This is a genomic window from Lentzea pudingi (assembly GCF_014646255.1).
In the GTDB taxonomy this organism is placed as follows: Bacteria; Actinomycetota; Actinomycetes; order Mycobacteriales; family Pseudonocardiaceae; genus Lentzea; species Lentzea pudingi.
This window is the reverse complement of the sequence record NZ_BMNC01000005.1, coordinates 337446-358689: the sequence shown is the minus strand read 5'-3', so window position 1 is coordinate 358689 and position 21244 is coordinate 337446. Positions and strand designations below refer to the sequence as shown.

At 69.1% G+C, this 21244-nt stretch carries 23 protein-coding genes and 1 tRNA gene; 15 read left to right on the top strand and 9 right to left on the bottom strand.

The features are described 5' to 3' along the window. Nucleotides 1-414, top strand: coding sequence for an NUDIX domain-containing protein (locus IEY88_RS20635; RefSeq protein ID WP_189156411.1), 414 nt, complete (start codon nt 1-3; stop codon nt 412-414). Here the strand turns inward: IEY88_RS20635 and IEY88_RS20630 are convergent. Both IEY88_RS20630 and IEY88_RS20625 read right to left on the bottom strand, forming a co-directional pair. Next, nucleotides 400-960 carry a nitroreductase family protein gene (locus IEY88_RS20630; protein ID WP_189156410.1) on the bottom strand — a complete coding sequence of 187 codons (561 nt, stop codon included), beginning with the start codon at nt 958-960 and terminating at the stop codon, nt 400-402. The two genes, IEY88_RS20635 and IEY88_RS20630, sit on opposite strands and share 15 nt — an antisense overlap. Next, nucleotides 960-2183, bottom strand: coding sequence for a glycosyltransferase family protein (locus IEY88_RS20625; RefSeq protein ID WP_229693579.1), 1224 nt, complete (start codon nt 2181-2183; stop codon nt 960-962). The genes IEY88_RS20630 and IEY88_RS20625 overlap by 1 nt, the downstream gene beginning before the upstream one ends. Nucleotides 2184-2287: 104 nt before the next feature. Here IEY88_RS20625 and IEY88_RS20620 point away from each other — a divergent pair, with 104 nt between their 5' ends. The 8 genes from IEY88_RS20620 to IEY88_RS20585 all read left to right on the top strand — a co-directional run bounded on the left by IEY88_RS20620 (nt 2288) and on the right by IEY88_RS20585 (nt 11246). Next, entirely contained in the window at nt 2288-3553 is a 1266-nt protein-coding gene (locus tag IEY88_RS20620) for an aspartate kinase (RefSeq protein WP_189156409.1), read from the top strand. Further along, a complete protein-coding gene (locus IEY88_RS20615; protein ID WP_189156408.1) occupies nt 3550-4614 on the top strand; it encodes an aspartate-semialdehyde dehydrogenase in 1065 nt (354 codons plus the stop codon). The genes IEY88_RS20620 and IEY88_RS20615 overlap by 4 nt, the downstream gene beginning before the upstream one ends. Nucleotides 4615-4844: 230 nt before the next feature. Beyond that, nucleotides 4845-5225, top strand: coding sequence for a hypothetical protein (locus tag IEY88_RS20610; RefSeq protein ID WP_189156407.1), 381 nt, complete (start codon nt 4845-4847; stop codon nt 5223-5225). Further along, the gene (locus IEY88_RS20605; protein WP_189156406.1) at nt 5222-6691 is read left to right on the top strand and encodes an ADP-ribosylglycohydrolase family protein; all 1470 of its coding nucleotides are present in this window, start codon (nt 5222-5224) and stop codon (nt 6689-6691) included. Before IEY88_RS20610 ends, IEY88_RS20605 begins: the two co-directional genes overlap by 4 nt. A 10-nt stretch (nt 6692-6701) precedes the next feature. Continuing rightward, the gene (locus IEY88_RS20600; protein WP_189156405.1) at nt 6702-7442 is read left to right on the top strand and encodes a class I SAM-dependent methyltransferase; all 741 of its coding nucleotides are present in this window, start codon (nt 6702-6704) and stop codon (nt 7440-7442) included. After that, nucleotides 7439-8845, top strand: a complete 1407-nt coding sequence (locus IEY88_RS20595; RefSeq protein WP_189156404.1) for a gluconokinase — start codon at nt 7439-7441, stop codon at nt 8843-8845. The genes IEY88_RS20600 and IEY88_RS20595 overlap by 4 nt, the downstream gene beginning before the upstream one ends. Before the next feature lie 38 nt (nt 8846-8883). Beyond that, nucleotides 8884-10074 (top strand): MFS transporter, encoded by a 1191-nt coding sequence (locus IEY88_RS20590; protein WP_189156403.1) that lies wholly within the window; start codon nt 8884-8886, stop codon nt 10072-10074. Then, nucleotides 10071-11246, top strand: a complete 1176-nt coding sequence (locus tag IEY88_RS20585; RefSeq protein ID WP_189156402.1) for an MFS transporter — start codon at nt 10071-10073, stop codon at nt 11244-11246. The genes IEY88_RS20590 and IEY88_RS20585 overlap by 4 nt, the downstream gene beginning before the upstream one ends. On the opposite strand, the gene IEY88_RS20580 is transcribed toward IEY88_RS20585, so the two are convergent. Continuing rightward, nucleotides 11222-12274 (bottom strand): alpha/beta hydrolase, encoded by a 1053-nt coding sequence (locus IEY88_RS20580; RefSeq protein WP_189156401.1) that lies wholly within the window; start codon nt 12272-12274, stop codon nt 11222-11224. The two genes, IEY88_RS20585 and IEY88_RS20580, sit on opposite strands and share 25 nt — an antisense overlap. Nucleotides 12275-12339: 65 nt before the next feature. Here IEY88_RS20580 and IEY88_RS20575 point away from each other — a divergent pair, with 65 nt between their 5' ends. The 3 genes from IEY88_RS20575 (at nt 12340) to IEY88_RS20565 (ending at nt 13910) form a co-directional block, all read left to right on the top strand. After that, nucleotides 12340-12912, top strand: coding sequence for an NADPH-dependent FMN reductase (locus IEY88_RS20575; RefSeq protein ID WP_189156400.1), 573 nt, complete (start codon nt 12340-12342; stop codon nt 12910-12912). A gap of 83 nt (nt 12913-12995) precedes the next feature. Further along, nucleotides 12996-13418, top strand: coding sequence for an organic hydroperoxide resistance protein (locus IEY88_RS20570; RefSeq protein WP_065915251.1), 423 nt, complete (start codon nt 12996-12998; stop codon nt 13416-13418). 15 nt (nt 13419-13433) lie between these two features. Further along, nucleotides 13434-13910, top strand: coding sequence for a Dps family protein (locus IEY88_RS20565; RefSeq protein WP_189156399.1), 477 nt, complete (start codon nt 13434-13436; stop codon nt 13908-13910). A gap of 10 nt (nt 13911-13920) precedes the next feature. Here the strand turns inward: IEY88_RS20565 and IEY88_RS20560 are convergent, their stop codons facing one another. Together IEY88_RS20560 and IEY88_RS20555 are read right to left on the bottom strand one after the other, a co-directional pair. Next, nucleotides 13921-14868, bottom strand: coding sequence for a BtrH N-terminal domain-containing protein (locus IEY88_RS20560; protein WP_189156398.1), 948 nt, complete (start codon nt 14866-14868; stop codon nt 13921-13923). 649 nt (nt 14869-15517) lie between these two features. Next, nucleotides 15518-17329, bottom strand: a complete 1812-nt coding sequence (locus IEY88_RS20555) for a prolyl oligopeptidase family serine peptidase (RefSeq protein WP_229693578.1) — start codon at nt 17327-17329, stop codon at nt 15518-15520. 43 nt (nt 17330-17372) lie between these two features. On the opposite strand from IEY88_RS20555, the gene IEY88_RS20550 reads away from it, so the two are divergent. After that, nucleotides 17373-18017, top strand: coding sequence for a hypothetical protein (locus IEY88_RS20550; RefSeq protein WP_189156397.1), 645 nt, complete (start codon nt 17373-17375; stop codon nt 18015-18017). Nucleotides 18018-18076: 59 nt separating this feature from the next. Further along, entirely contained in the window at nt 18077-18556 is a 480-nt protein-coding gene (locus tag IEY88_RS20545; protein ID WP_189156396.1) for a GAF domain-containing protein, read from the top strand. Between the two features lies 1 nt (nt 18557). Here IEY88_RS20545 and IEY88_RS20540 read toward each other — a convergent pair whose 3' ends face one another. The 4 genes from IEY88_RS20540 to IEY88_RS20530 all read right to left on the bottom strand — a co-directional run bounded on the left by IEY88_RS20540 (nt 18558) and on the right by IEY88_RS20530 (nt 20692). After that, on the bottom strand, nt 18558-18854 hold the full coding sequence (locus IEY88_RS20540) for an antibiotic biosynthesis monooxygenase family protein (RefSeq protein ID WP_189156395.1): 297 nt from the start codon (nt 18852-18854) through the stop codon (nt 18558-18560). A 10-nt stretch (nt 18855-18864) separates the two neighbouring features. Next, entirely contained in the window at nt 18865-18996 is a 132-nt protein-coding gene (locus IEY88_RS45125) for a hypothetical protein (protein WP_268241253.1), read from the bottom strand. A 649-nt stretch (nt 18997-19645) separates the two neighbouring features. Further along, nucleotides 19646-19719, bottom strand: a tRNA-Pro gene (locus tag IEY88_RS20535). A 19-nt stretch (nt 19720-19738) separates the two neighbouring features. After that, the gene (locus IEY88_RS20530; protein WP_189156394.1) at nt 19739-20692 is read right to left on the bottom strand and encodes a metallophosphoesterase; all 954 of its coding nucleotides are present in this window, start codon (nt 20690-20692) and stop codon (nt 19739-19741) included. 68 nt (nt 20693-20760) lie between these two features. Here IEY88_RS20530 and IEY88_RS20525 point away from each other — a divergent pair, with 68 nt between their 5' ends. Further along, complete coding sequence (locus IEY88_RS20525; protein WP_189156393.1) at nt 20761-21231, top strand: GatB/YqeY domain-containing protein; 471 nt, start codon at nt 20761-20763, stop codon at nt 21229-21231. The last annotated feature ends 13 nt before the right edge of the window (nt 21232-21244 follow it).

Genomic DNA, 21244 nt, shown 5'->3' with positions numbered 1-21244 from the left:
ATGGTGTGGGCGAACCCCTCGCCTGTCGTGGTGTTGCTGGTGCCGGTGAAGGACGGGCCCCGGACCGGGTTGCTGACGGTTCGCCGGGCGATTCCGCCTGTGGGGGAGCTGGCGTTCGTCAGCGGCTTCATGGATCGCGGGGAGTCTTGGCAGCAGAGTGCTGTGCGGGAGCTTGAAGAAGAAGCGAACGTGCGGCTTGCGCCGGAGGACCTGCGGCCGTTGCACTTCGTGTCCACGCCGGACGGCGGGACCGTGTTGATGTTCGCCACGGCGCCTGCGATCAACGCTGAGGACATGCCGCCGTTCGTTCCGAACGACGAGGCGTCCGAGCGCACGATCATCTTCGACTGCGTGCCGCTGGCGTTTCCGCTGCACAACGAGGTCGCGACCAAGTACTTCTCAACTGAACTGTGACTCGCCCCAGGTGCCGGTGAAGACGGTGTCGCTGAGGGGGAGGCGTTTGCGTTCGCGCTGCTCGCGGGCTTGAAGGTCCTCGGGAAGGTCGGACAGCTCGCCTTGTCGTCCCAGTGCCATGGCCACCAGTGGGCGGGCGTTATCCGGCATCGCGAACGTCTTGTGGGCGGCTTCCTTGTCGAAGCCGCCCATCATGTGTGCGATCAGGCCCAGGTCTACGGCCTGGAGGGCGATGTTCTCCATTGCCAGGCCCAGGCCGAACTCCACGTTCGGGATGTCGCCTCGGTCGTCGGTGGTGACGACGCAGCCGATGAGCAGGACCGAGGCGCGGAAGGCCCAGGTCTTGTTGCCTCGGGTGAGGGTCTCGAAGATCGCGTCGAACGTCGTCGAGTTGCGGTGGCCCGTGATGAAGCGGGCCGGTTGGGTGTTGCCGTGGGACGGGGCCCAGCGGGCCGCCTCCAGCAGCGTGCGGAGTTCGTCGTCGGACACCGTTGCGTCAGCGTCGAAGGCTCGCGGGCTGCGGCGCTGGGAGATGAGTTCGTTCATCAGATCGCATACTGCCAAACGGCCAGGGAGTAGGCACCGAACCACGCGCTGAACAGCGTCGCCATGCCGAGGATCGTGAAGACGGTGGACGGGCGGCGGCGGGCCAGGACCAGGGCCAGGGGGAGCAGCAGGGTGAACGCCGGTAGCAGCAGGCGGGCCTTCGAGTTCATCAGGCCGTTCGAGCCGAGGTCCATGACGAGGACGCCGATGCCGTAGACGACCAGCGGCCACTCGAGGCGGCGCTGGAAGGCGTAGAAGACCAGGACGATCGCGAGCACCAGGAGCCAGACGGTGCCGGTTTCGAGGACCGAGCGCGGGTTGCCGAGGTGGCCCCAGGCGAACTCCCAGGTGGCCGCGCCGCCGTCGAACTTCGAGCCCCAGCCTCGTTGCTGCACGCCGAACCAGCCCATGAGGTCGCCGGTGCGGACGGCCACCCAGCCGAGGTAGCCCAGCAGGCCGAGCGGGGCGAGTGCGCCGCCTGCCCACGCCCGCCAGTCCCTCCTGTCGGCGAGCACCGCGACCAGTGCGGCCAGGCCGACGGCGACGATCAACGCCGCCGCGGTCGGGCGGACCAGGCCTGCCGCCGCGCAGCAGACGCCGGCCAGGATCCAGCGCCTCTTCACCACGCCGACCAGGGCCCAGGCGGCGAACGCGCAGAACGTGGCCTCGGAGTACGTCATCGACAGCACGACGGCCATCGGGGACGCGGCGAACAGCGTCACGAAGATCAGGCCCGCGCGGGTCGAGCCGTCGCGGACCACCCGGCCCAGCACGAACAGTCCGTACGCGCAGAAGATGCCGCTGATCAGGCTGACCGCGAAGGCCGCGCCGACCACGTCCACGCCCGGCAGGCCCTCGACCCAGCGGATCAGCGCGGGGTAGCCGGGGAAGAACGCGAGCGGGGTCTCGGCGGTGCGGCGGCCGAACGCGTCGTACGGGGGCGCCGGGACGCCGTTGTAACCGCCGGAGGCGATGCCGAGGAACCAGTCGCCGTCCCACGACTTCAGGTTGTCGACCGAGGTGTCGGTCTTGCCGGTGAGCCTGTTCTGGTACTCGACGACGAGCTGCAGCACGAACAGGCCGACCTGGCGGACGATCAGGTAGATGAGCGCCGGAGCGGTCCACAGCGCGGCCGGATGTCTGAGCGCCTCGGCCATCCGCGAGCGCGCACTGCTCTCATGCACGGCTGCTGGGGCCTCCACGACATCGGCACTGGACGACACCCGGACAGAGTAGTCACGCGCGTCACGGCTCCAGAGTCTCACCAGGTGGTCCGGGTAGGCTGCCTTCGACGTGGGGTTTTAGTCGCGCGAAGGAGGTCAGGTCGGTGGCGCTCGTCGTCCAGAAGTACGGCGGTTCATCGGTTGGGAGTGCCGAGCGGATCAAACGCGTGGCCGAGCGCATCGTCGCGACCAAGAAAGCGGGCAACGACGTAGTGGTCGTCGTGTCCGCCATGGGCGACACGACTGATGAGCTGCTCGACCTCGCCCGCCAGGTCTCGCCGGTGCCGCCCGCACGTGAGCTCGACATGCTGCTCACCTCGGGTGAGCGGATCTCGATGTCGCTGCTCGCGATGGCGATCAACTCGCTCGGTGCCGAAGCGCGCTCGTACACGGGCTCGCAGGCCGGCGTGATCACGACCTCGGCGCACGGCAAAGCCCGGATCATCGACGTGACTCCCAGCCGGATCCAGGACGCGATGTCCGAGGGGGCCATCGTGATCGTCGCGGGCTTCCAGGGCGTCTCGCAGGACTCCAAGGAGATCACCACGCTCGGCCGCGGCGGCAGCGACACCACCGCGGTGGCGCTCGCGGCGGCGACCAAGGCCGACGTGTGCGAGATCTACACCGACGTGGACGGCGTCTACACGGCCGACCCTCGCATCGTGCCGAACGCGAAGAAGCTCGACACGATCACCTACGAGGAAATGCTCGAGATGGCCGCGTGTGGCGCCAAGGTGCTGATGCTCCGCTGCGTGGAGTACGCCCGCCGCTACAACGTGCCCGTGCATGTCCGCTCTTCGTTCAGCAACAAGACCGGAACCATCGTGTCCGGTTCAGTGGAGGACCTTCCCGTGGAACAGGCGATGATCACCGGCGTCGCGCACGACCGGTCTGAAGCCAAGATCACCGTGACCGCAGTCCCCGACCACCCCGGCATCGCGGCCAAGATCTTCCGCGTCGTCGCGCAGTCGGAGCTCGACATCGACATGGTCGTGCAGAACGTGTCGCAGGCGGCGTCCGGCCGTACCGACATCACGTTCACGCTGGCCAAGGTCGACGGCCCGCGTGCGGTGGCGGCCCTGGAGAAGTCCCGTGGCGAGATCGGGTTCGACCAGGTCCTCTACGACGAGCACGTCGGCAAGGTGTCGCTGATCGGCGCGGGCATGCGCTCGCACCCCGGCGTCACGGCGACGTTCTGCGAGGCGCTGGCCACGGCCGGCGTCAACATCGACATCATCTCCACCTCGGAGATCCGCATCTCGGTCATCTGCCGCGACACCCAGCTCGACGACGCCGTCCGTGCCCTGCACGACGCGTTCGACCTGGGCACCGACGAAGAGGCCGTCGTTTACGCAGGGACTGGACGATGACCGCCCCCGTTCTCGCGCTCGTGGGCGCGACCGGTGCCGTGGGCACCGTGATGATCGACATCATCAACACCCGCTCGTCCGTGCCGTGGGGCGAGATCCGCCTGATCGCGTCGCCGCGCTCGGCCGGCAAGAAGATCAACGTGCGCGGCCAGGACGTCACCGTCGTCGCGCTGTCGCCCGAGGCGTTCGACGGCGTCGACATCGCGATGTTCGACGTGCCGGACGAGGTCAGCGCCGAGTGGGCGCCGATCGCCGTCGAGCGCGGCGCCGTCGCGATCGACAACTCCGGCGCGTTCCGGATGGACGCCGACGTGCCGCTGGTCGTGCCCGAGGTGAACGCGGACCAGATCAACGAGCGTCCGCGCGGGATCATCTCGAACCCGAACTGCACGACGCTGTCGATGATGGCGTCGCTGGGCGCCCTGCACCGCGAGTTCGAGCTCAAGGAACTCGTCGTGGCCTCCTACCAGGCCGCTTCCGGTGCCGGTCAGTCCGGCATCGACCGCCTGTACGCCGAGATCGCGGCGCTGGCGGGCAAGGAGGCCGGTGTGTCGGCGGGTGACGTGGCCGAGGCGCTCGCCGCCGCCGGCCTGTCCGCCGAGGACTCGCCGTTCCCCGCCCCGCTGGTGCTGAACGTGGTGCCGTGGGCCGGTTCGCTCAAGGACGGCGGCTGGTCGTCCGAGGAGCTCAAGGTCCGCAACGAGGCCCGCAAGATCCTCGGCATCCCGGACCTGAAGGTCTCCGCGACCTGCGTCCGCGTCCCGGTCGTCACGACCCACTCGCTGTCCGTCCACGCGACGTTCGCCCGCGAGATCACGGTCGAGGCCGCGCACAAGATCTTCGAGTCGCAGCCGACGATCGTGCTGGTCGACGACCCGGCCGCGCAGAAGTTCCCGACGCCCGCGGACACCGTGGGCGAGGACCCGACGTACGTGGGCCGCGTGCGCCAGGCGCTGGACTTCCCGAACACGCTGGACTTCTTCGTGTGCGGTGACAACCTGCGCAAGGGTGCCGCGCTCAACACCTACGAGGTCGCGGAAGAGCTCGCGAAGCGCCTCTAGATGATCGACTCTCGCGTCGCCGCCGGGCCCGGTAGGGTTCGGCGGCGATGGGGGACATCGAGTGGGTGAGGCCGCCGCGACTGGCAGAAGTCGTGGCCGCCTATCAGGGTTTCGCTTTCGGCGCGGGTGTCCGGACAGGACTCGTCGACCAGTTGGTCGCGTGTTCGGCGGAAGATCCGGTTGCCGCTTTGGCTGCGTGGGCTTCGAAGCCCGGTGTACAGCCTGATCTGGTGTCCCGGCAGGGTGCCCGTGACCTGGCCAGGAGCTCTCCGCACGGCGAGGTGAGGTCGCAGGGGCCCGGCGCGTTGATCTGGGCACTGCCCGCCGCCGTCCAGCGGCTCGACGAGGACCGGATCCGCGAACTCGTCGCGGTGACCCACGGGCCCGACTCGCCCGCGTGCGACGCCGTGATCATGCTGGCCACGCACCTCTTCAGCCCTTCCGAGCTGGACCCGCCCGAGGCCGACCCGTTCACCGCCGCGGGGGCGCTGGCGCAGGCCGTTCGAGGTGGGGGCCGCGGGGTCGCGCGGGCCGTCGCCGGTGCGCTGGAGGGCGGGCCCGAGCACGACGTCCGGCTCGTGGCCGAAGAGCTGTACCGGAGGTCGTGGTGAGCCCGTTGACGCCGATGGAACAGCTCCTGCACGACCACGAGGGCGACGTGGAGGGCTTCGGCCGCCACGCCGCCCACGGTGAGCTGCTCATCCCCGGCGAAGTCCTGATGACCGAGGCCGATGTTCTCGTGGCCTACACCGACGAGTCACGGCTGCCGGCGGGCGTCGAGCAGTGGATCCGCGTCCCGTTGCACACCGTCCTGAGCAGGCTGGTCTCGTCGAAGCCGCGGCTGCACGTCAACCCCGGCCTGCCGTTCGAGGCCGAGTTCGACTTCGCCGAGCTGGCCGGCGCCGCCGCGGAGCACATGCGGAACTGCGGGTGCGGCGAGCGGCCGTCCGCCACGCGCGAAGCCAGCAGGTGGGCCGACGCCGCCGGCCACCGGTTCTTCGTGGTGCCGCACAAGGACTCGCGGCTGCGCGGCTGCCTCATCGGCGGCGCGATCGGGGACGCGCTCGGCGCGAACACCGAGAACCTGCCGATGGAGGTCGTCTACGAACGCCACGGCCCGGACGGCATCACCGACCTGCCCGAGAAGCCGGACATCACCGACGACACCCAGATGACCCTGTTCACGTTCGAGGCGATCATCAGGTCGCACGTGCGGGAACGGATCACCGGCGAACGCGAGCTCACCACCGTCACGCAGAACGCGTACCAGCGCTGGCTGCACACGCAGAAAACGCCGTGGGACAAGGCACGCGGCGTTCACTCCACTGTGGACGAACCCGATGGCTGGCTCGTGTCACACCGGGACCTGTTCCGGATGCGGGCGCCCGGCCTCACGTGCACGAGCGCGTTGCAGGAGTACGCACGCACCGGCGAGCAGGCCACGATCACCAAGCCCGTCAACAACTCCAAGGGCTGCGGCGGCGCCATGCGGGTCGCGCCGGTCGCCCTCGCGGACGACGACCCGGCCGTGGTGTTCGCGCTCGCGGCGGACAACGCGGCGCTGACGCACGGCCACCCGAGCGGCTACCTGTCGGCGGGCGTGTTCGCCGTGCTGGTGCACCAGCTGTTGCGCGGCAAGGACTTGCTGGACGCCTTGGACGTCGCGGTGGACTTGGTGGTCCGGCGCGAAGGCCACGAAGAGGTCGTCGCGGGCATCGAGCACGCTCTCGAACTCGCCGCGCTGGGCAACCCGGGCGTAGACCGTGTTGAAGAGCTCGGCCGTGGTGGCGTCGGTGACACGGCGCTGGCCATCGCGTTGTACTCGGTGCTCGCCACCGACGACCCGAACGAGGCGCTGCTGCTCTCGGTCAACCACGGCGGCGACAACGACTCGACGGCGTCCATGGCCGGCAACCTCGCCGGAGCGTTGCACGGCGTCGAGAAGATCCGCCCGGACTGGGTCGAGCGCGTCCAGTTCCGGCCCGTCATCGACCGCATGGTCGCGGACTGGGACCTGGAGAAGAGCGACGCCGCGCCGGTGGGACAGGAGTGGTTCGTCCGGTATCCGCCGACCTAGGGTGAGGCGCATGGCGGAGAGCGACGATCAGTACGACGCGTTGGGCGCGATCTACGAGCGCGCCAAGCACATCCCGACCGGCCTGGCCGAGCGCGCGACGCTCCTGTCCGCGGTCGGTGACCTGCTGGGCCGTTCGGTGCTCGACGTGGCCTGTGGCACGGGCTTCTACGCCCGGCTCTTCCACGACCTGGGCGCGACCCGCGTGGCCGGCGTCGACTCGGCCGGCGAGATGATCGGCTACGCGCGTCACGTCGAGCGACGCGAACAGCGCGGCATCACCTACGAGCAGCACGACGCGACGGCGTTGCCCGTGCTCGGCGAGTTCGACGTCGTGACGGCCGTGTGGCTGCTCGGCTACGCGGACGACGAGGCCGCGCTCGACACCATGATCGGCAACCTGAAGGCCAACCTCGCGCCCGGCGGCCGGCTCGTCGTGCTGGTGCCGAACCCGGACGCCGACTGGGACCTCCTCGCGCAGTACGGCCGCTACGGCTACGAGATCACCCGCACCGGCCCGATGAACGTGAAGCAGCCGGTCACGGTGCAGGTGCTGGGCGATCCACCGTTCGAGTTCGACTCCTTCTACTGGGAGCGCGGCGTGTTCGACGCGGCGCTGAGCCGGGCCGGTCTCGCCGACGTCACCCGGCAGCCCGCCGTGACGCCGGACGACGACCGCGGCGAGGAGTTCTGGGGGCCGCTGCGGCAGTCCCCGAGCTTCGGCGTCTTCACGGCCGTGCGGGGTGACGCGTGATCGTTCTCGCGGTGGACCTCGGCACGACGGCGACCAAGGTCGTCGCGGTCGACGCCCAGGCTCGGGTCGTCGCCTCGACCGAGCGCACCTATCCCATGCACACCAGCGGTCTCGAAGCCACGCACGACCCGTGGCAGGTGCTCGACGCCGCGTTCGACGCGTTGCGCGAGCTGGCTTCCGACGACGTGCGCGCGATCTCGTTGACCGGCGCCATGCACTCGATCATGGGTCTGGACGCGGCGCTGAGCCCGGTCACCGCCGCCCTGAGCTGGGCCGACAACCGCGCGGTCGAGCAGACCGAACGCCTGCGGGGCACCGCCGAGGGACGTGAGCTGCACCAGCAGACCGGCGCGCCGATCCACTCGTTCACGCCGCTGATGAAGCTCGCGTGGTTCCACGAGAACGGCGTCCGCGCCGCGAAGTGGTGCGAGATCAAGGACTTCGTGCACCTGCACCTGACGGGCGTGCTGGTCAACGAGCACTCGTCCGGTTCGGGCACGGGCCTGATGAACATCCACACCCTGCAGTGGCACGAGCCGTCGCTGGAGTTCGCCGGCGTCACCGCGGACCAGCTCCCGCCGTTGGTCGAACCCACCCACTCGACGCCTCTCACCGCCCTGATACCCGGACTGCGGCCCGGCATCCCCGTGATCGTCGGCGGTGGCGACGGACCGTTGGGCAACCTCGGCGTCGGCGCCGCTACCCCCGGCGCGGGCGCGGTCTCGCTCGGCACCTCGGGCGCACTCCGCGTGGCCCAGCAGGGGCCCGGGGTCGACGCCGAGGGCCGCACGTTCAGCTACGCGATCGGCGAGGGCCTGTGGGTGCGCGGCGGCGCGATCAGCAACGGCGGTGTGGTCGCGCAATGGGCCGCGGAGATGTTCAAGGTCCCGGTCGGTGAGCTGCTGACGCAGGCCGCCGACGTCGACTCCGACGGGCTCGTCGCGCTGCCGTACCTGCTGGGCGAACGGGCACCGTGGTGGGATCCGACCGCGCACGCCGCGTTGCTCGGCCTCCGGCGCGAACACACTCCTCCGCAGATCACCAAGGCACTGGTCGAGGGTGTGTGCCAGCAGTTGGCGCTCGTGCTGGACGCGGTGCCGAACGTCGAGTCGTTGCGGATCACCGGCGGTGCGTTCCGCGCACCGATCTGGGCCCAGACGCTGGCGAACACACTCGGCATGCCGTTGCACCTCACCGAGGACACCGGTGGCTCGGCCGTGGGCGCGGCGCTGCTGGCGTGGCGGGCGCTGGGCGAGATCGAGTCGCTGACCGTCGACCTCGTGCAGCCGATCCAGACGATCACACCCGACGAGGGGTTGGTCGAGAGGTACGCGAACGCACGGCCGTTCGTCGTGAAGGCCTACAAGGCGCTGGAAGACCTGTACGGCGAATCACATCGTTAGCAAAGAAAACCTTTTGCCATCCGGGCGAGGATGACGAGGTGGACCTCGCCCCCTTCAAACACGTTCTGCTGCTGCCCAGAGTGCGGCCCCTGGCGCTGTTGATGTTCTTCGCGAGGATGCCTCCGGCGGCGACCGGCGTGATCCTGACGCTGCACGTCGCGGTCACGCTGGACAGGGGTTACGGCGCGGCGGGGCTGGTCGGGGCGGCGGGCACGATCGGCATGGGGCTCGGCGCCCCGCTGATGGGCAGGCTGATCGACGCCCGCGGCCTGCGGTCGATGCTGGCCGTGAGCGTGACGGCCTCGGCGGCGTTCTGGCTCGCGGCGCCGTTGATGGGCTACTGGACGTTGCTGGTGACGTCGTTCGGCGTCGGCCTGCTGGGCGTGCCGATGATGTCGATCGGACGGCAGGTCATCACCGCGCTCGTGCCCGAGAGCCAGCGGCGGGTCGCGCTGTCGGTCGACTCGATCTCGGTCGAGCTGTCGTTCATGGGCGGGCCGGCGCTCGGCGTGCTCGTCGCGACGAAGTTCTCCACCAACGCCGCCCTGCTGTTCATCGGCGTCTCGATCCTGGTCGCCGGAGTGCTCCTGTACTGGGCGAACCCGCCGATGGTGCACGAGGACGAGGTCGTCGACGGACCGCAGCCCCGGCTGTTCGAGTGGATGCGCGGACGGATCGTCGGCGTGCTGGTCGTGTGCGTCGGGGCGACGGTGTGCCTCGCGGGCATGGAGGTCTCGGCGATCGCGTCGCTCGAGCACATCGGCAAGCAGAGCTGGCTCGGCGCGGTGTTCTTCGCGATGTGCGCGGCGTCGATCGTGGGCGGCCTGGTCTACGGCGGCGTGAAACGGGTGCCGAGCGTGCTGGTGCTGCTGGTCCTCATGGCCGCGTTGGAGATTCCGGTCGGTCTGGGCGATGGCAACGTGCTGCTGCTGTGCCTGCTCCTCGTGCCGATGAACCTCATGTGCGCGCCGTTGATCGCGGCGTCCGGTGAACACATCAGCAGGCTCGCGCCACCCACCGCCCGTGGCCTGGCGCTCGGCTTGCAGGGGTCAGCATTCACCGTGGGCCACGCGATCGGCGCTCCCGTCGCGGGCGTGGCGATCGACAACGGCGGTGCGTCGTTCGGGTTCGCGATCGTCGGCGTGATCGGGCTGCTGGTCGCGGGCGTCGCCTGGCTGCTCGCCCGGCAGAGCAAACCTGTTGCCACCAAGGTGACGATGTCCTCGTGAACCTCGCCCCGTTCAAGTCGGTCCTGGCGCTGCCGGGGGTCCGTCCCCTGATGCTGCTGATGCTCTTCGCCAGGATCCCTCCGACGGCGGCGGGCGTCACGGTGACGCTGCACGTCGTCACCACGCTCGACAAGGGTTACGCGGCGGCCGGCACGGTGGGCTTCGCGACCATGGTCGGCCTCGGCCTCGGCTCGCCGCTGATGGGCAAGCTCGTCGACACCAAGGGCCTGCGGTTCGTGCTGGCGCTGAGCCTGCTCGAAGGCGCGTTCTGGGTCACGGCGCCGCTGATGGACTACTACGTGCTGCTCGTGCTCGCGTTCGCCAACGGGCTCGTCGCGGTGCCGGTGATGTCGATCGGGCGGCAGGCGCTCACCGCGATCGTGCCCGAACCCCAGCGCAGGCCCGCGTTCTCACTGGACTCGATCTCGGTCGAGCTGTCGTTCATGGTCGGGCCGGCGGCGGGCGTGCTGATCGCGACGAAGTTCTCGACCGGCACGGCGCTGGTCGTGATCGGTCTGTCGATCCTGACCGCGAGCGCGGTGCTGTTCCTCGTGAACCCGGTGCTGCTGCACGAGGACGACGTGGCCGAGGGGCCGCCGCCCGGGTTGAAGGAGTGGCTGCGCGGGCCGATGATCGCCGCGTTGATCATCCCGTTCGGCGCCACGATGGTGTTGTCGGGCATGGAGATCTCGGCCATCGCGTCGCTCGAACGCACCGGCCAGCAGAGCTGGCTCGGCCTGATCTTCTTCGTGATGTGCGCGGCCTCGGCGTTGGGAGGGCTCTTCTACGGGAGTCTGCGCCGCGTGCCGACCGGCGTGTTCCTGCTGGCGTGCATGGCGTTGCTGGAGATACCGGTCGGCCTCGGTGACGGCCACGTGTGGCTGCTGGCGCTGGCTCTCATCCCGATGAACCTCGCCTGCGCGCCCACGATCACGGCGTCGTCCGAGCTGATCGCCAAGAGCGCGCCACCCACCGCACGCGGACTGGCGCTGGGCCTGCAGGGCTCCGCGTTCACGTTCGGCGTCGCCGCGGGCCAGCCGCTCGCGGGAGTCGCCGTGGACCACAGCGGACCCCCGCTCGGCTTCGTCGTCGCCGGAGTCGCCGGACTGCTCGTCGCCGGCGTCGGCTGGGTGCTGTCGCGGCAGCGTCAGGCGGTCTCCGCGACGTCCTGAGAGGAGTTGGCCAGCGCGAACCCGGTCCGCAGCGCGCCGACGGCCTCGGACACGGCCTCGCGGAAGATCCCGCCGATGCCGAGCACGTTCGCGAAGCCGTGGAACAGGCCCTCGTGCCTGCGCAGCACGACCGGCACGCCCTCGGCCGCCAGCCGTTCCGCGAAGGCCTCGCCCTCGTCGCGCAGCGGGTCGTAGCCCGCCGTCGCGATGTAGGTCGGCGGCAGGTTCGACAGGTCCTCGGCGAGCATGATCGACAGCCGCGGGTCGTGCCGGTCCTTGCCGCCCTCGGTGTACTGGTCGAGGAACCAGTCCATCTTCTCGTCGGTCAGGAAGAACCCGTTGGCGAAGATCTCCCGCGACCGGCGGCGTACCGACGCGTCCACGCCGGGGTAGAAGAGCAGCAGGAACGCGAGGTCGACCTCGGCCGAGTGCGCGGTCACCGCGGCCAGGTTGCCGCCCGCGCTGTCCCCGCCGAGCGCGATCCGCTTCGGGTCGATGCCCAGGTCCTCGGCCTTCGCCACGGCGTAGCGCAGCACCTCGGCGGCGTCGTCGGCCGCGGCGGGGAACCGTGCCTCCGGGGCGAGCCGGTAGTCGGCCGCCAGCACCCGCACACCGGCCTCCCTGGCGAGGAACCGGCACAGGTTGTCGTGGCTGTCGAGACTGCCGGTCACCCAGCCGCCGCCGTGGTAGAAGATCAACAACGGGGAGCCGGTCGGCAGCAGCCGCGGTACGTAGAGCCGGCCCGCGAACTCGCCGATCGTGAGGTCCCGCGCACCCACTCCGGTGATCTTCGGGCCGGAGACGAGCTTCGAACTCAACTCCAGGTCTAGCCGGCTCTCGGAAGCTGACCTCGTGCGCCAGTCCGTGCCCGACAGCTGCTGGAGCCTGAGCAGCAGCTGGGCTTCCGGGTGCAGGTACTGGCCGTCCAGGTAGATCGGCGCACCGGCGATGAGCCGGCGCACCGGGCCGGGGAGACCGAACGCGAAGCGCAGAGCACCGGCCAGGACGCCGGCCTGGAAGTTCGACATGTGTTTCAGGTTACTCACGAGTAGCCCTGGATCTCCAGTTATCTGGAGGTGGAAGGATCGACGTCATGACGGTGACGGTGGTGGGCATCGGGGGCTCGATCAGGTCCGACTCGCAGTCCGAAAGGGCGTTGCGGGTCGCACTGGAGGGTGCTCGCGAGCTCGGTGCGGAGACGATCCAGTACAGCGGCCCTGACCTGGTGCTCCCGTTCTACGACCCGTCGGTGCCCGAGCGCACGGACATCGCCCTGCGCATGGTCGAGGACCTGCGCCGGTGCGACGGCGTGATCGTCGTGTCGCCCGGCTACCACGGCACCGTGTCCGGCCTGGTCAAGAACGCCCTCGACTACATCGAAGACCTGCGCGACGACGAACGCCCGTACCTCGACGGCCGCGCGGTCGGCACCATCACCGCCGCCTACGGCTGGCAGGCCGCCGTGAACACGCTCTCGGCCGTCCGCTCGATCGTGCACGCCCTGCGCGGCTGGCCGACCCCGCTCGGCGCCGCGATCAACTCCGCCCAGGTCAAGTTCGACGGCGACGGCGCCTGCTCGGACGCCGACGTGGACCGGAACCTGCGGGTCATCGGCCGCCAGGTCGCCGAGTTCGCGCTGCGTCGCCCCCTCTCCGACGTGAACTGAGTCACGATCGGGCATTTAAGTCGTGCACGATGCGTTCTCCCTCAGTGAAAGGCTTTGAAGTAACTGACTCAAGGGAGAGCGGAATGGAAGCGCTGTACACGGCTGAGGCGACTGCTTACGGAGAAGGCCGCAACGGCGAGGTGCGTTCATCCGATGGTGTGATCGACGAGGTCCTGTCGGTCCCCAAGGAGATGGGCGGCCCCGGTGGCGACGCGACCAACCCGGAGCAGCTCTTCGCAGCCGGGTACTCGGCGTGCTTCAACTCCGCCATCGCAGCAGTCGCGCGCGCCGGGAAGATTCAGGTCGCTTCTTCTGAGGTAACCGCCAAGGTGGGCATCGGATCCAACGGCGCCGGGGGCTTCCAGCTCGCCGTCGAACTCGCGGTGAAGATCCCCGGACTCGACCAGGCGGTCGCGGAGAAGCTCGTCGAGCAGGCCCACCAGGTCTGCCCGTACTCCAACGCGACGCGCGGCAACATCGAGGTGGCACTCACCGTCACCGTCTGAGGAGGCACGTCTCACATGGCCAAGAACCCGATCACCAGCCCTCTCGCTGATGCCGACCGCGACGCCGTCGGCGCCATCCTGCAGGCAACGCTGGTCGACCTCGTCGACCTCTCCCTGATCGGGAAGCAGGCGCACTGGAACGTGATCGGCAAGAACTTCCGCAGCGTCCACCTCCAGCTGGACGAACTGGTCGTGCTGGCCCGCAACGCCGCCGACCAGGTCGCCGAACGCGCAGCGGCTCTCGGTGTCACACCGGACGGCACGGCGAAGACCATCGCCGCGTCGTCCGGCGTGCAGGAGATCGAGACCGGCTGGCTGAAGGAGGAGCAGGTGGTCACGTCGATCACGTCGTCACTGGGTTCGTTGATCGCCCGCATGCGCACGCGCATCGAGGAGACCGACAAGCACGACCTCGTCAGCCAGGACCTGCTGATCGGCATCACGCAGGAACTGGAGCAGGCGCACTGGATGTGGCAGGCCCAGTCGGCCTAGCCCGCCAGCTCTATACAAGCCGACGGACGGCCCGTTCCTCGATGGAACGGGCCTCGTCGACTTTCCGGGCCAGTTCCTCGTAGTCGCCACCTCGCGCGATCTCCGACCACAGCGCGCCCGACTCCCGGAACTCCCGCGCCCCCGGCAGCCCAGCCTCGTCGAGGAACTCGGCATAAAGCGGCCGCGTGGCTCCCGGCGCCGTGTACTCGACCTCCAGGCAGTCGTGCAGCCTCTTCTGCACGAACCCGTGGTCATCGGCCCAACGGTTGGCCCAGCCCTTCTTCCCCTTGTCCCGCAACTGCTCCGCGAGCTTCCGCATACCGGAGAACCCGAAGTTCACGTCGAAGTTGTTGCCCAGCACGGGCCCTGTCAGGTGCTCACACGTCATCCGCACGGCCCCCGCGACGTCCGGCTCACCCCGCCGCTCCCCGATGCTGATCATCTCGTGCTTGCCCAACCCCCAGCCCTCCATGAACTCGCCGAGCGGCTGAACCCGCGTCCCCCGGTCGTGGACGGTGACGACGTCACCGTCCACACCAAGAACCCCGACCGGATGCTTCTCCTTGCCCAGCAAGCAGATCACCGGCCCGTCAGCAGCCCTCAACCGCTGCTCGGCCTTGCGCGCGGACGACGTGGACGTGACCTCGTGCGAGATCCCGGCGTGCACGAGCGCGGTCTGGATGAACGGCGCCGGGTGATGCCGCGCGACGATCGTCATCGTGGGCGTGTGCCCCTCGTACTCGAACACGAAGTACATGAACCCGATGCCGCCGGCGAGCCCGGCCAACATCGCCTCGGACCACTCGTCGTCGAGCATCTCCCGCAACAACCAGGAGTCGTGCATCCGCCCCACAGGCCGCGCGTCCTTCAGAACGTGCCTGCGTGCGGTGCTGTACGACTCACCGGTGCGCTCCATCCGGGCGCGAACCAGGCGCTTGAACGACTTCTGCTCGGTCATGGCGTGCCTCTCACGGACGCGCTGGAGCCGTTCCCCACGCCGAGCTCAGCTCGTCCGGGCTGCGTGCGTGCACACGACTGACCGGCGCCGGGAGGACAGGAGTCCCCTTTGCCTCCGCGACGCCGGCCAGCGTGGGTGACCGATCAGGAGGTGAGGCGCTCGGCAGCGCCACCACCAGCCTACGTCGAAACGGCCGCTTTGTGGCCGTCGGTTCTGCCGCGAACCCGGCCGCGAACCCAGCCCTCGACCCGGCCGCGAACCCAGCCATCGGCTCTGCCGCGAACCCAAGCCGCTGGCTCTGCCGCGAACCCAAACCGTCGGCTCTGCCGCCCACCCGGCCGCGACTCTGTCGCCGACCCATCCCTCGGCTCTGTCGCCGACCCGGCCACCGACTCTGCCGCCGTCTCAACTGCCGACTTCAACTGCCACCGCCGGAAGCACACGCCGGAGCCGAATCTGTCGTGGCGGCCGATCCATGCCGCTCCCCGCGCGATTCCTCATGACGCAACGCGCAGGTCCCGGTTTTGGTTCCCGCTCTATCCACAGGCTATCGATTTCCAGCCAATCGCAGGTCAGCGCAGCAACCCTCTGTGGACAACTCGCGATCATGCTCTTGGCCACCGGGCACCCCGGCAGCCAAGAGCACGGCCTACTTCGAGAGGTAACGCCTTGCGAAGTCCACCTCGGCCGCCGTCTGCCGGAGCGTCTCGGCGACCACCAACGACCCGTGCCCCGCGTCGTACCGGTACATCTCGTAGGAGTGACCACGAGCCGCGAGCGCGTCGAGGTAGTTGTCGATCTGCCGGATCGGGCAGCGCGGGTCGTTCTCGCCCGCGAGGATCAGCACCGGCGCGGTGACCTGGTCGACGTACGTGAGCGGCGAGCACTCCCGGTACAGATCGGGCAGTTCCTCGGGGGAGCCGCCGAACAGCGCGCGGTCGAAGGCGCGCAGCGGTTCCATCTCGTCCTCGTACGCGGCGAGGTAGTCCGCGACCGGCACGCCCGCGACGCCGACGGCCCAGCGTTCCGGCTGCATGCCGAGGCCGAGCAGGGTCAGGTAGCCGCCCCACGAGGCGCCGTTCAGCACCGAGCGCGCGGGGTCGGTCAGGCCCGACTCGACCGCCCAGTCGTGCACGGCGGCGATGTCCTCTAGTTCGGTGATGCCCGGCCTGCCCTCGATGGCGTCGCGCCACTTCGAGCCGTAGCCGCTGGAACCGCGGTAGTTCACGTGCACGGTGGCGAAGCCGGCGTCGAGCCACACCGCGCGGTAGGCCGAGAAGCGGTCCTCGTCGGAGGAGTGCGGGCCGCCGTGGATCAGGAAGACCGTCGGGAACGGGCCGTCGCCGTCGGGCTTCGAGACCAGGGCGTGCACGTCGCCGACGAACACGTCCTCCAGCTTGAACGACGTCGCGGGCTTGGCGCCGGCGGGCTCGACCAGCACGCGCTCGGTGCCGTCGGTGGCCAGCGCGCGGATGACCGTCGAGCGCTCGGCGGACGACCACGAGTACTCGACCGTGCCGTCCGGGCGCACGCCCGCGGAGCCGACGACGCCGGGCGCGGTGTCCAGAGTGGACAGCTCGCCGGTCGTGAGGTCGTAGCGGTGCACGGTGTTGCGGGCGTGGTGGGTGTGCACGACCAGCAGCGCGGACGCGTCCGGGTACCAGTCGGCGGCGACCTCGCCCGGCAGGTCGAGGACGATCTCCTGCTCGGTGCCGGCGGCGACGTCCCAGATCAGCAGTTCCTCACGGCCGCGGCGCTCGTGCAGCACCAGCAGCCGCTGGTCGCCGCGGACCGGGCTGAACGAGATGGCGTCGAGGCCCTTGCCCTTGCCGTCCCACTTCTCGGCGACGGTCTCGCCGGTCTCCGCGTTCAACGCGCGCAGGGCCATGTGCCGGTTGTCGCCGTGCTCGGAGTGCGCGATCACGACGAGCGACTCGTCCTTGGCCAGCGCGGTGACGCCGGCGTCGTTGACGTGCTGGTAGAGCACCTCGCTCTTGCCGCCCCGCGTCAACCAGACCGTGGTGCCGTCGTCGGTCGACGCGGCCACGGCCGTGACGGTGCGGCCGATCTCCAGACCCGCCGGGTAGCCGGGCGTCACGTCGGCGACCGCGGGCTTGGCCTTGCTGCCATCTGCCTTGAAAGGCTCGCGCACCCAGACGCCGAACTCGTCGCCGTCGTGGTCGTCGAACCACCAGATCTCGGTGCCGTCCGGGTTCAGCGTGGCGTGCGACGTGCCGTTCGGGCGGTCGGTGACCTTGCGGTGCTCGTCCGTCGCGCGGTCCCAGGAGTAGATCTCCCACACGCCGCTCGCGTTGGAGACGTACAGGGTGCGGTCCGGTGCGTCGTCGGCCCAGCCGGGCAGGCTCATGCGGGGAGCGGTGAACCGCTCACGCCACCGGGTCTCGGCGGCAGGGTCCTCGAAGAGCTGTTCCGGAATGACGGGAGAAGGGTGCGTGGTCACGGTTCAACACTAGAGTCAGAGGCTGCTTCTAGGGGGGTCGCAGATGACACAACCACCACAGTGGGGTGCGCAACCGCACCAGCCGCCACCGGGTCACGGGCACCAGGCGCACCAGCCGCCGCCCGGCTACGGACACCAGCCACCACCGCAGCAGCACTGGCCCCAGCAAGGCCCGCCGCAACAGCACTGGCCCCAGCAACCGCAGTACCAGCATCAGCCACCCCAGCAGCAGCCCGGCTGGTTGCCGCCGAAGCCCTCGCAGCTCACCCTTCTCGCGGTCCTGAACTGGATCCTGGCCGTCGCCATGCTGGCGTTCGCGGCCTTCGTGATCGTGAGCTTCCTGGTGTCCGGCGGCACGTTGTTCGTCGGCATCCTGCTGGCCCTCGTCGTCGCGGGCTTCGGCGTGCTGAACGCCCTCGGCGCGATGTCGATCAACCACCCGCACTTCCCCAACACGACCGCCTCGCAGATGGCGGGCGTCTTCACGGGGCTCGTGCTGCTGGTGGCGCTCATCCGCTCGGCACGCCGTGGCGTCGCCGAGCTCCTGCCCTCACTGGGGTCGGCCGCACTGCTGGCGGTGTGCGTGCTCAGCCTCGTGCTGGCGACGCGTCCGGCCGTGAAGCAGTGGATTGTTGCAAAGCATCAGCAATCTTTGTCGCACGGTCACGTGCCGAGGAACCGACGCTGATTGATTGAACCGAATCAGAAGATCTAGGTGCGCGGTCCGGCGAGAGTTAACGTTGAGGCATGACCGAAACGATGGAGCGCCTCGCCGGGGCCGCGACGTTGGAGGAGGTCCAACGGATCGTCCGCACGACGGCCAGGTCCTCGCTGGTCGCGCACGGTGCGACGTTGGTGCTCCTCGACGGTGACCTCTGCTATTACGCGGACGAGGACTCGATGAGCCCGCTGTGGAAGGGGCAGAGGTTCCCGGCCGTGAACTGCATCAGCGGGTGGGCGATGATGAATCGTCAGACCGTGGCGATCAGGGACGTCCGCGTCGATTCGAGGATTCCTCAGGAAGCCTATCGGCCGACCTTTGTGCGGAGCCTGCTGATGGCTCCGATCCTGCGCCCGGAACCGCTCGGCGCCATCGGCTGCTACTGGGCCGTCCCGCACACCGCGACCCCGGCCGAGACCGAGGCGCTGGAGTCGCTGGCCCGCGTGGCCGGCGAGGCGCTGGAACGCTTCCCGGAGGGCCTGCCCGCGCGGGGCTTCATCAGCTGAGTCAGCTGATGTGCCGGAAGTGCCGCAGCGCCAACGGCTGCTGGAGGTACTCGTCCTCGTCCGGGAACGTCACCGGATCGGTGCGCCACCCTGGACCCGCGTAGTTCTCGAGCGCCTGCTCGTCCCGCCACCGGCTCACGTACCGCACGCGCAACGGGTCGTCGAGGTCGACGAGCACCTCGTGCCCTTCGAGTCCGTCGTAGATCGCCGGGAACCCCGCGACGAGGTCCCGCACCCGTGCGACGAACTCCTGCTCCCGCCCCGGCTTCACCAGGGCCTCGGACACCCGCGTCAGCATGCCCGCGAGCCTATTGCCGGCCGAGCTCCTCGTCGAAGATCCGGTCGACCTGCCGCGAGGCCCGGGACAGGGCCCTGACCGCGAAGAAGACGACAGCGAAACCGACGGCGACCGCGGCCGTCGCCCAAGCCGATGTGAGCATGTAAACGATCCCCAGGGACTGCAACACCACAATTGCCTTGGCCGCTACGACGATCCAAGACCTATGAGCAGGATTGGCGGCGGAGGCGGAGTCCATCACAAACATCTCCTGACATATTCAACGAGGGCTGAACCACTGCCTTCGTCGTTTGGATCAAGACAGCCGTTACGCAACGTGAGTTGAACCGTCAACCTTCACTCGTAAGGGTTAACGCTACGTGGTCGTTTCGTAAAGTTTGGTGCGGAACGATGGCGCTGTGTCATGCAAACACGGTCCCGTCTACGGCCGCGCGCGTCGAGTCGCGTCACACGATCGGGTGGCTTATCGGGAACCTTGATGTCCTTCTTCCGTGATCGGAAAGGACCTTCGACTCTGGAGTGGAGGGCCTTGCCGGGCAATGCCGGCAAACAAAAGCTGAGACGAATTCACGACTGAAACAACCCTCTCGTTTCACGGCGTGGGCTGCATCACACGCCTCCACGAAGGGCGTGCCGACGAGGAGTCCTGCTCGCCGCGATGTCGACGCGGTGGCGGACTGGGGGCTCCGTCAACGAGCGACGGGCGTGAGCGGCTCGACCGCGAAAGCCCGGAAAAACAAATCAGCCCCCATCCGCATTTCTGCGAACAGGAGCTGATTTGTTTTATTCAGTCGGGGTGACAGGATTTGAACCTGCGACCTCTTCGTCCCGAACGAAGCGCGCTACCAAGCTGCGCCACACCCCGGCTGGGAACATGTAGAACTCTACATCATGTCCGCCCCAGCTCCGAATCGGACCCCCTCATTCTGCCCCTGACCAGGCGTAACGGGCCGGGGAACCAGGGTCAGCAGGGATGCCTCCGGAGGGCAGCAGAAGCGCACCGGTGCGTACGGCGAAGTGCCCATACCGGCGGACACGTTCATCCACATGTGCGAACCCCAGCGGGAAACTCCGCGGGCTCGGCCCCGGTCCAATTCGCAGTTCGTCACCACGGCGCCGTAGAACGGGATGCGCAGCTGACCGCCGTGGGTGTGGCCGGCCATCACGAAGTCGTAGCCGTCGGCCGCGAAAGGGTCGAGGACGCGCGGTTCGGGGGAGTGCGTCACGCCCAGCCTCAGAGCGGCTGACGGGTCCGGAGTGCCCGCGATGTCGGCGTAGCGGTCGCGCTTCAGGTGCGGGTCGTCGAGGCCCGCGCAGAAGATGGCCTGGCCGTTCACCATGATGGTCTTGCGCAGGTGCGTGAGGTCTTCCCAGCCGCGTTCGATCATGCCGGCGCGCAGGTCGCGCCACGGGAGCGTCACGCCGTGGATGCGCTTGGTCTTGGAGGACGGCAGCAGGTAGCGCACCGGGTTCTTGAGCCTGGGTGCGTAGTAGTCGTTGCTGCCGAACACGAAGACGCCCGGCTTGTCGAGCAACGGGCCGAGCGCGCGCAACGTGCCGGGGACGGCGTCCTTGTGCGCGAGGTTGTCGCCTGTGTTGACCACGAAGTCCGGGTTCAGGTCGGCCAGGGCAGCCACCCAGCGCTGCTTCGACACCTGGTTCGGCGTCATGTGCAGGTCTGAGATGTGCAGCACCCGGATCGGCTTGGCTCCGGGGGACAGGACCGGCACCGTCGCGGTGCGCAGGGTCCAGTGCCTTCTCTCGATTCCCGCCGCGTACGCGACGGTCGCGGCGCCGAGAGCGGTCGTGGCGAGGAGGGCGCGGCCCAGCTTGTTCACGCGTCAAGGGTACGGAAGGGCGTTAACTCGATCGGCGCGGCATCCGGCGGGCGGTACCGTTCTGCGCCATGGCGGACTTGAAGACGCGACTGAAGAACGACCTGACTGTCGCGATGAAGGCACGGGAGACCGTCACGGCCGGTGCGCTGCGGATGGCGCTCACGGCCGTCACGAACGAGGAGGTCTCGGGCAAGCAGGCCCGCGAGCTCACCGACGACGAGGTCGTGAAGGTCCTCTCGCGCGAGGCGAAGAAGCGCAAGGAGGCCGCGGAGGCCTTCGACGGTGCCGGGCGGGCCGAGAAGGCCGACCTGGAGCGCCAGGAGCTCGCCGTGCTGGAGGTCTACCTGCCCAAGCAGCTCGACGACGCGGAGCTCGGGACCATCGTGGACAAGGCGTTCGACGCCGTCGCCGCGCAGCTCGGCGAGGCGCCGGGGCAGAAGCAGATGGGCCAGGTCATGAAGGCCGTCAACGCCGAGGTCGCCGGGCGCGCCGAGGGTGGCCGGGTGGCCGTCGCGGTGAAGGCCAAGCTGGCCGGCTGAAAGAAGTCGTGGC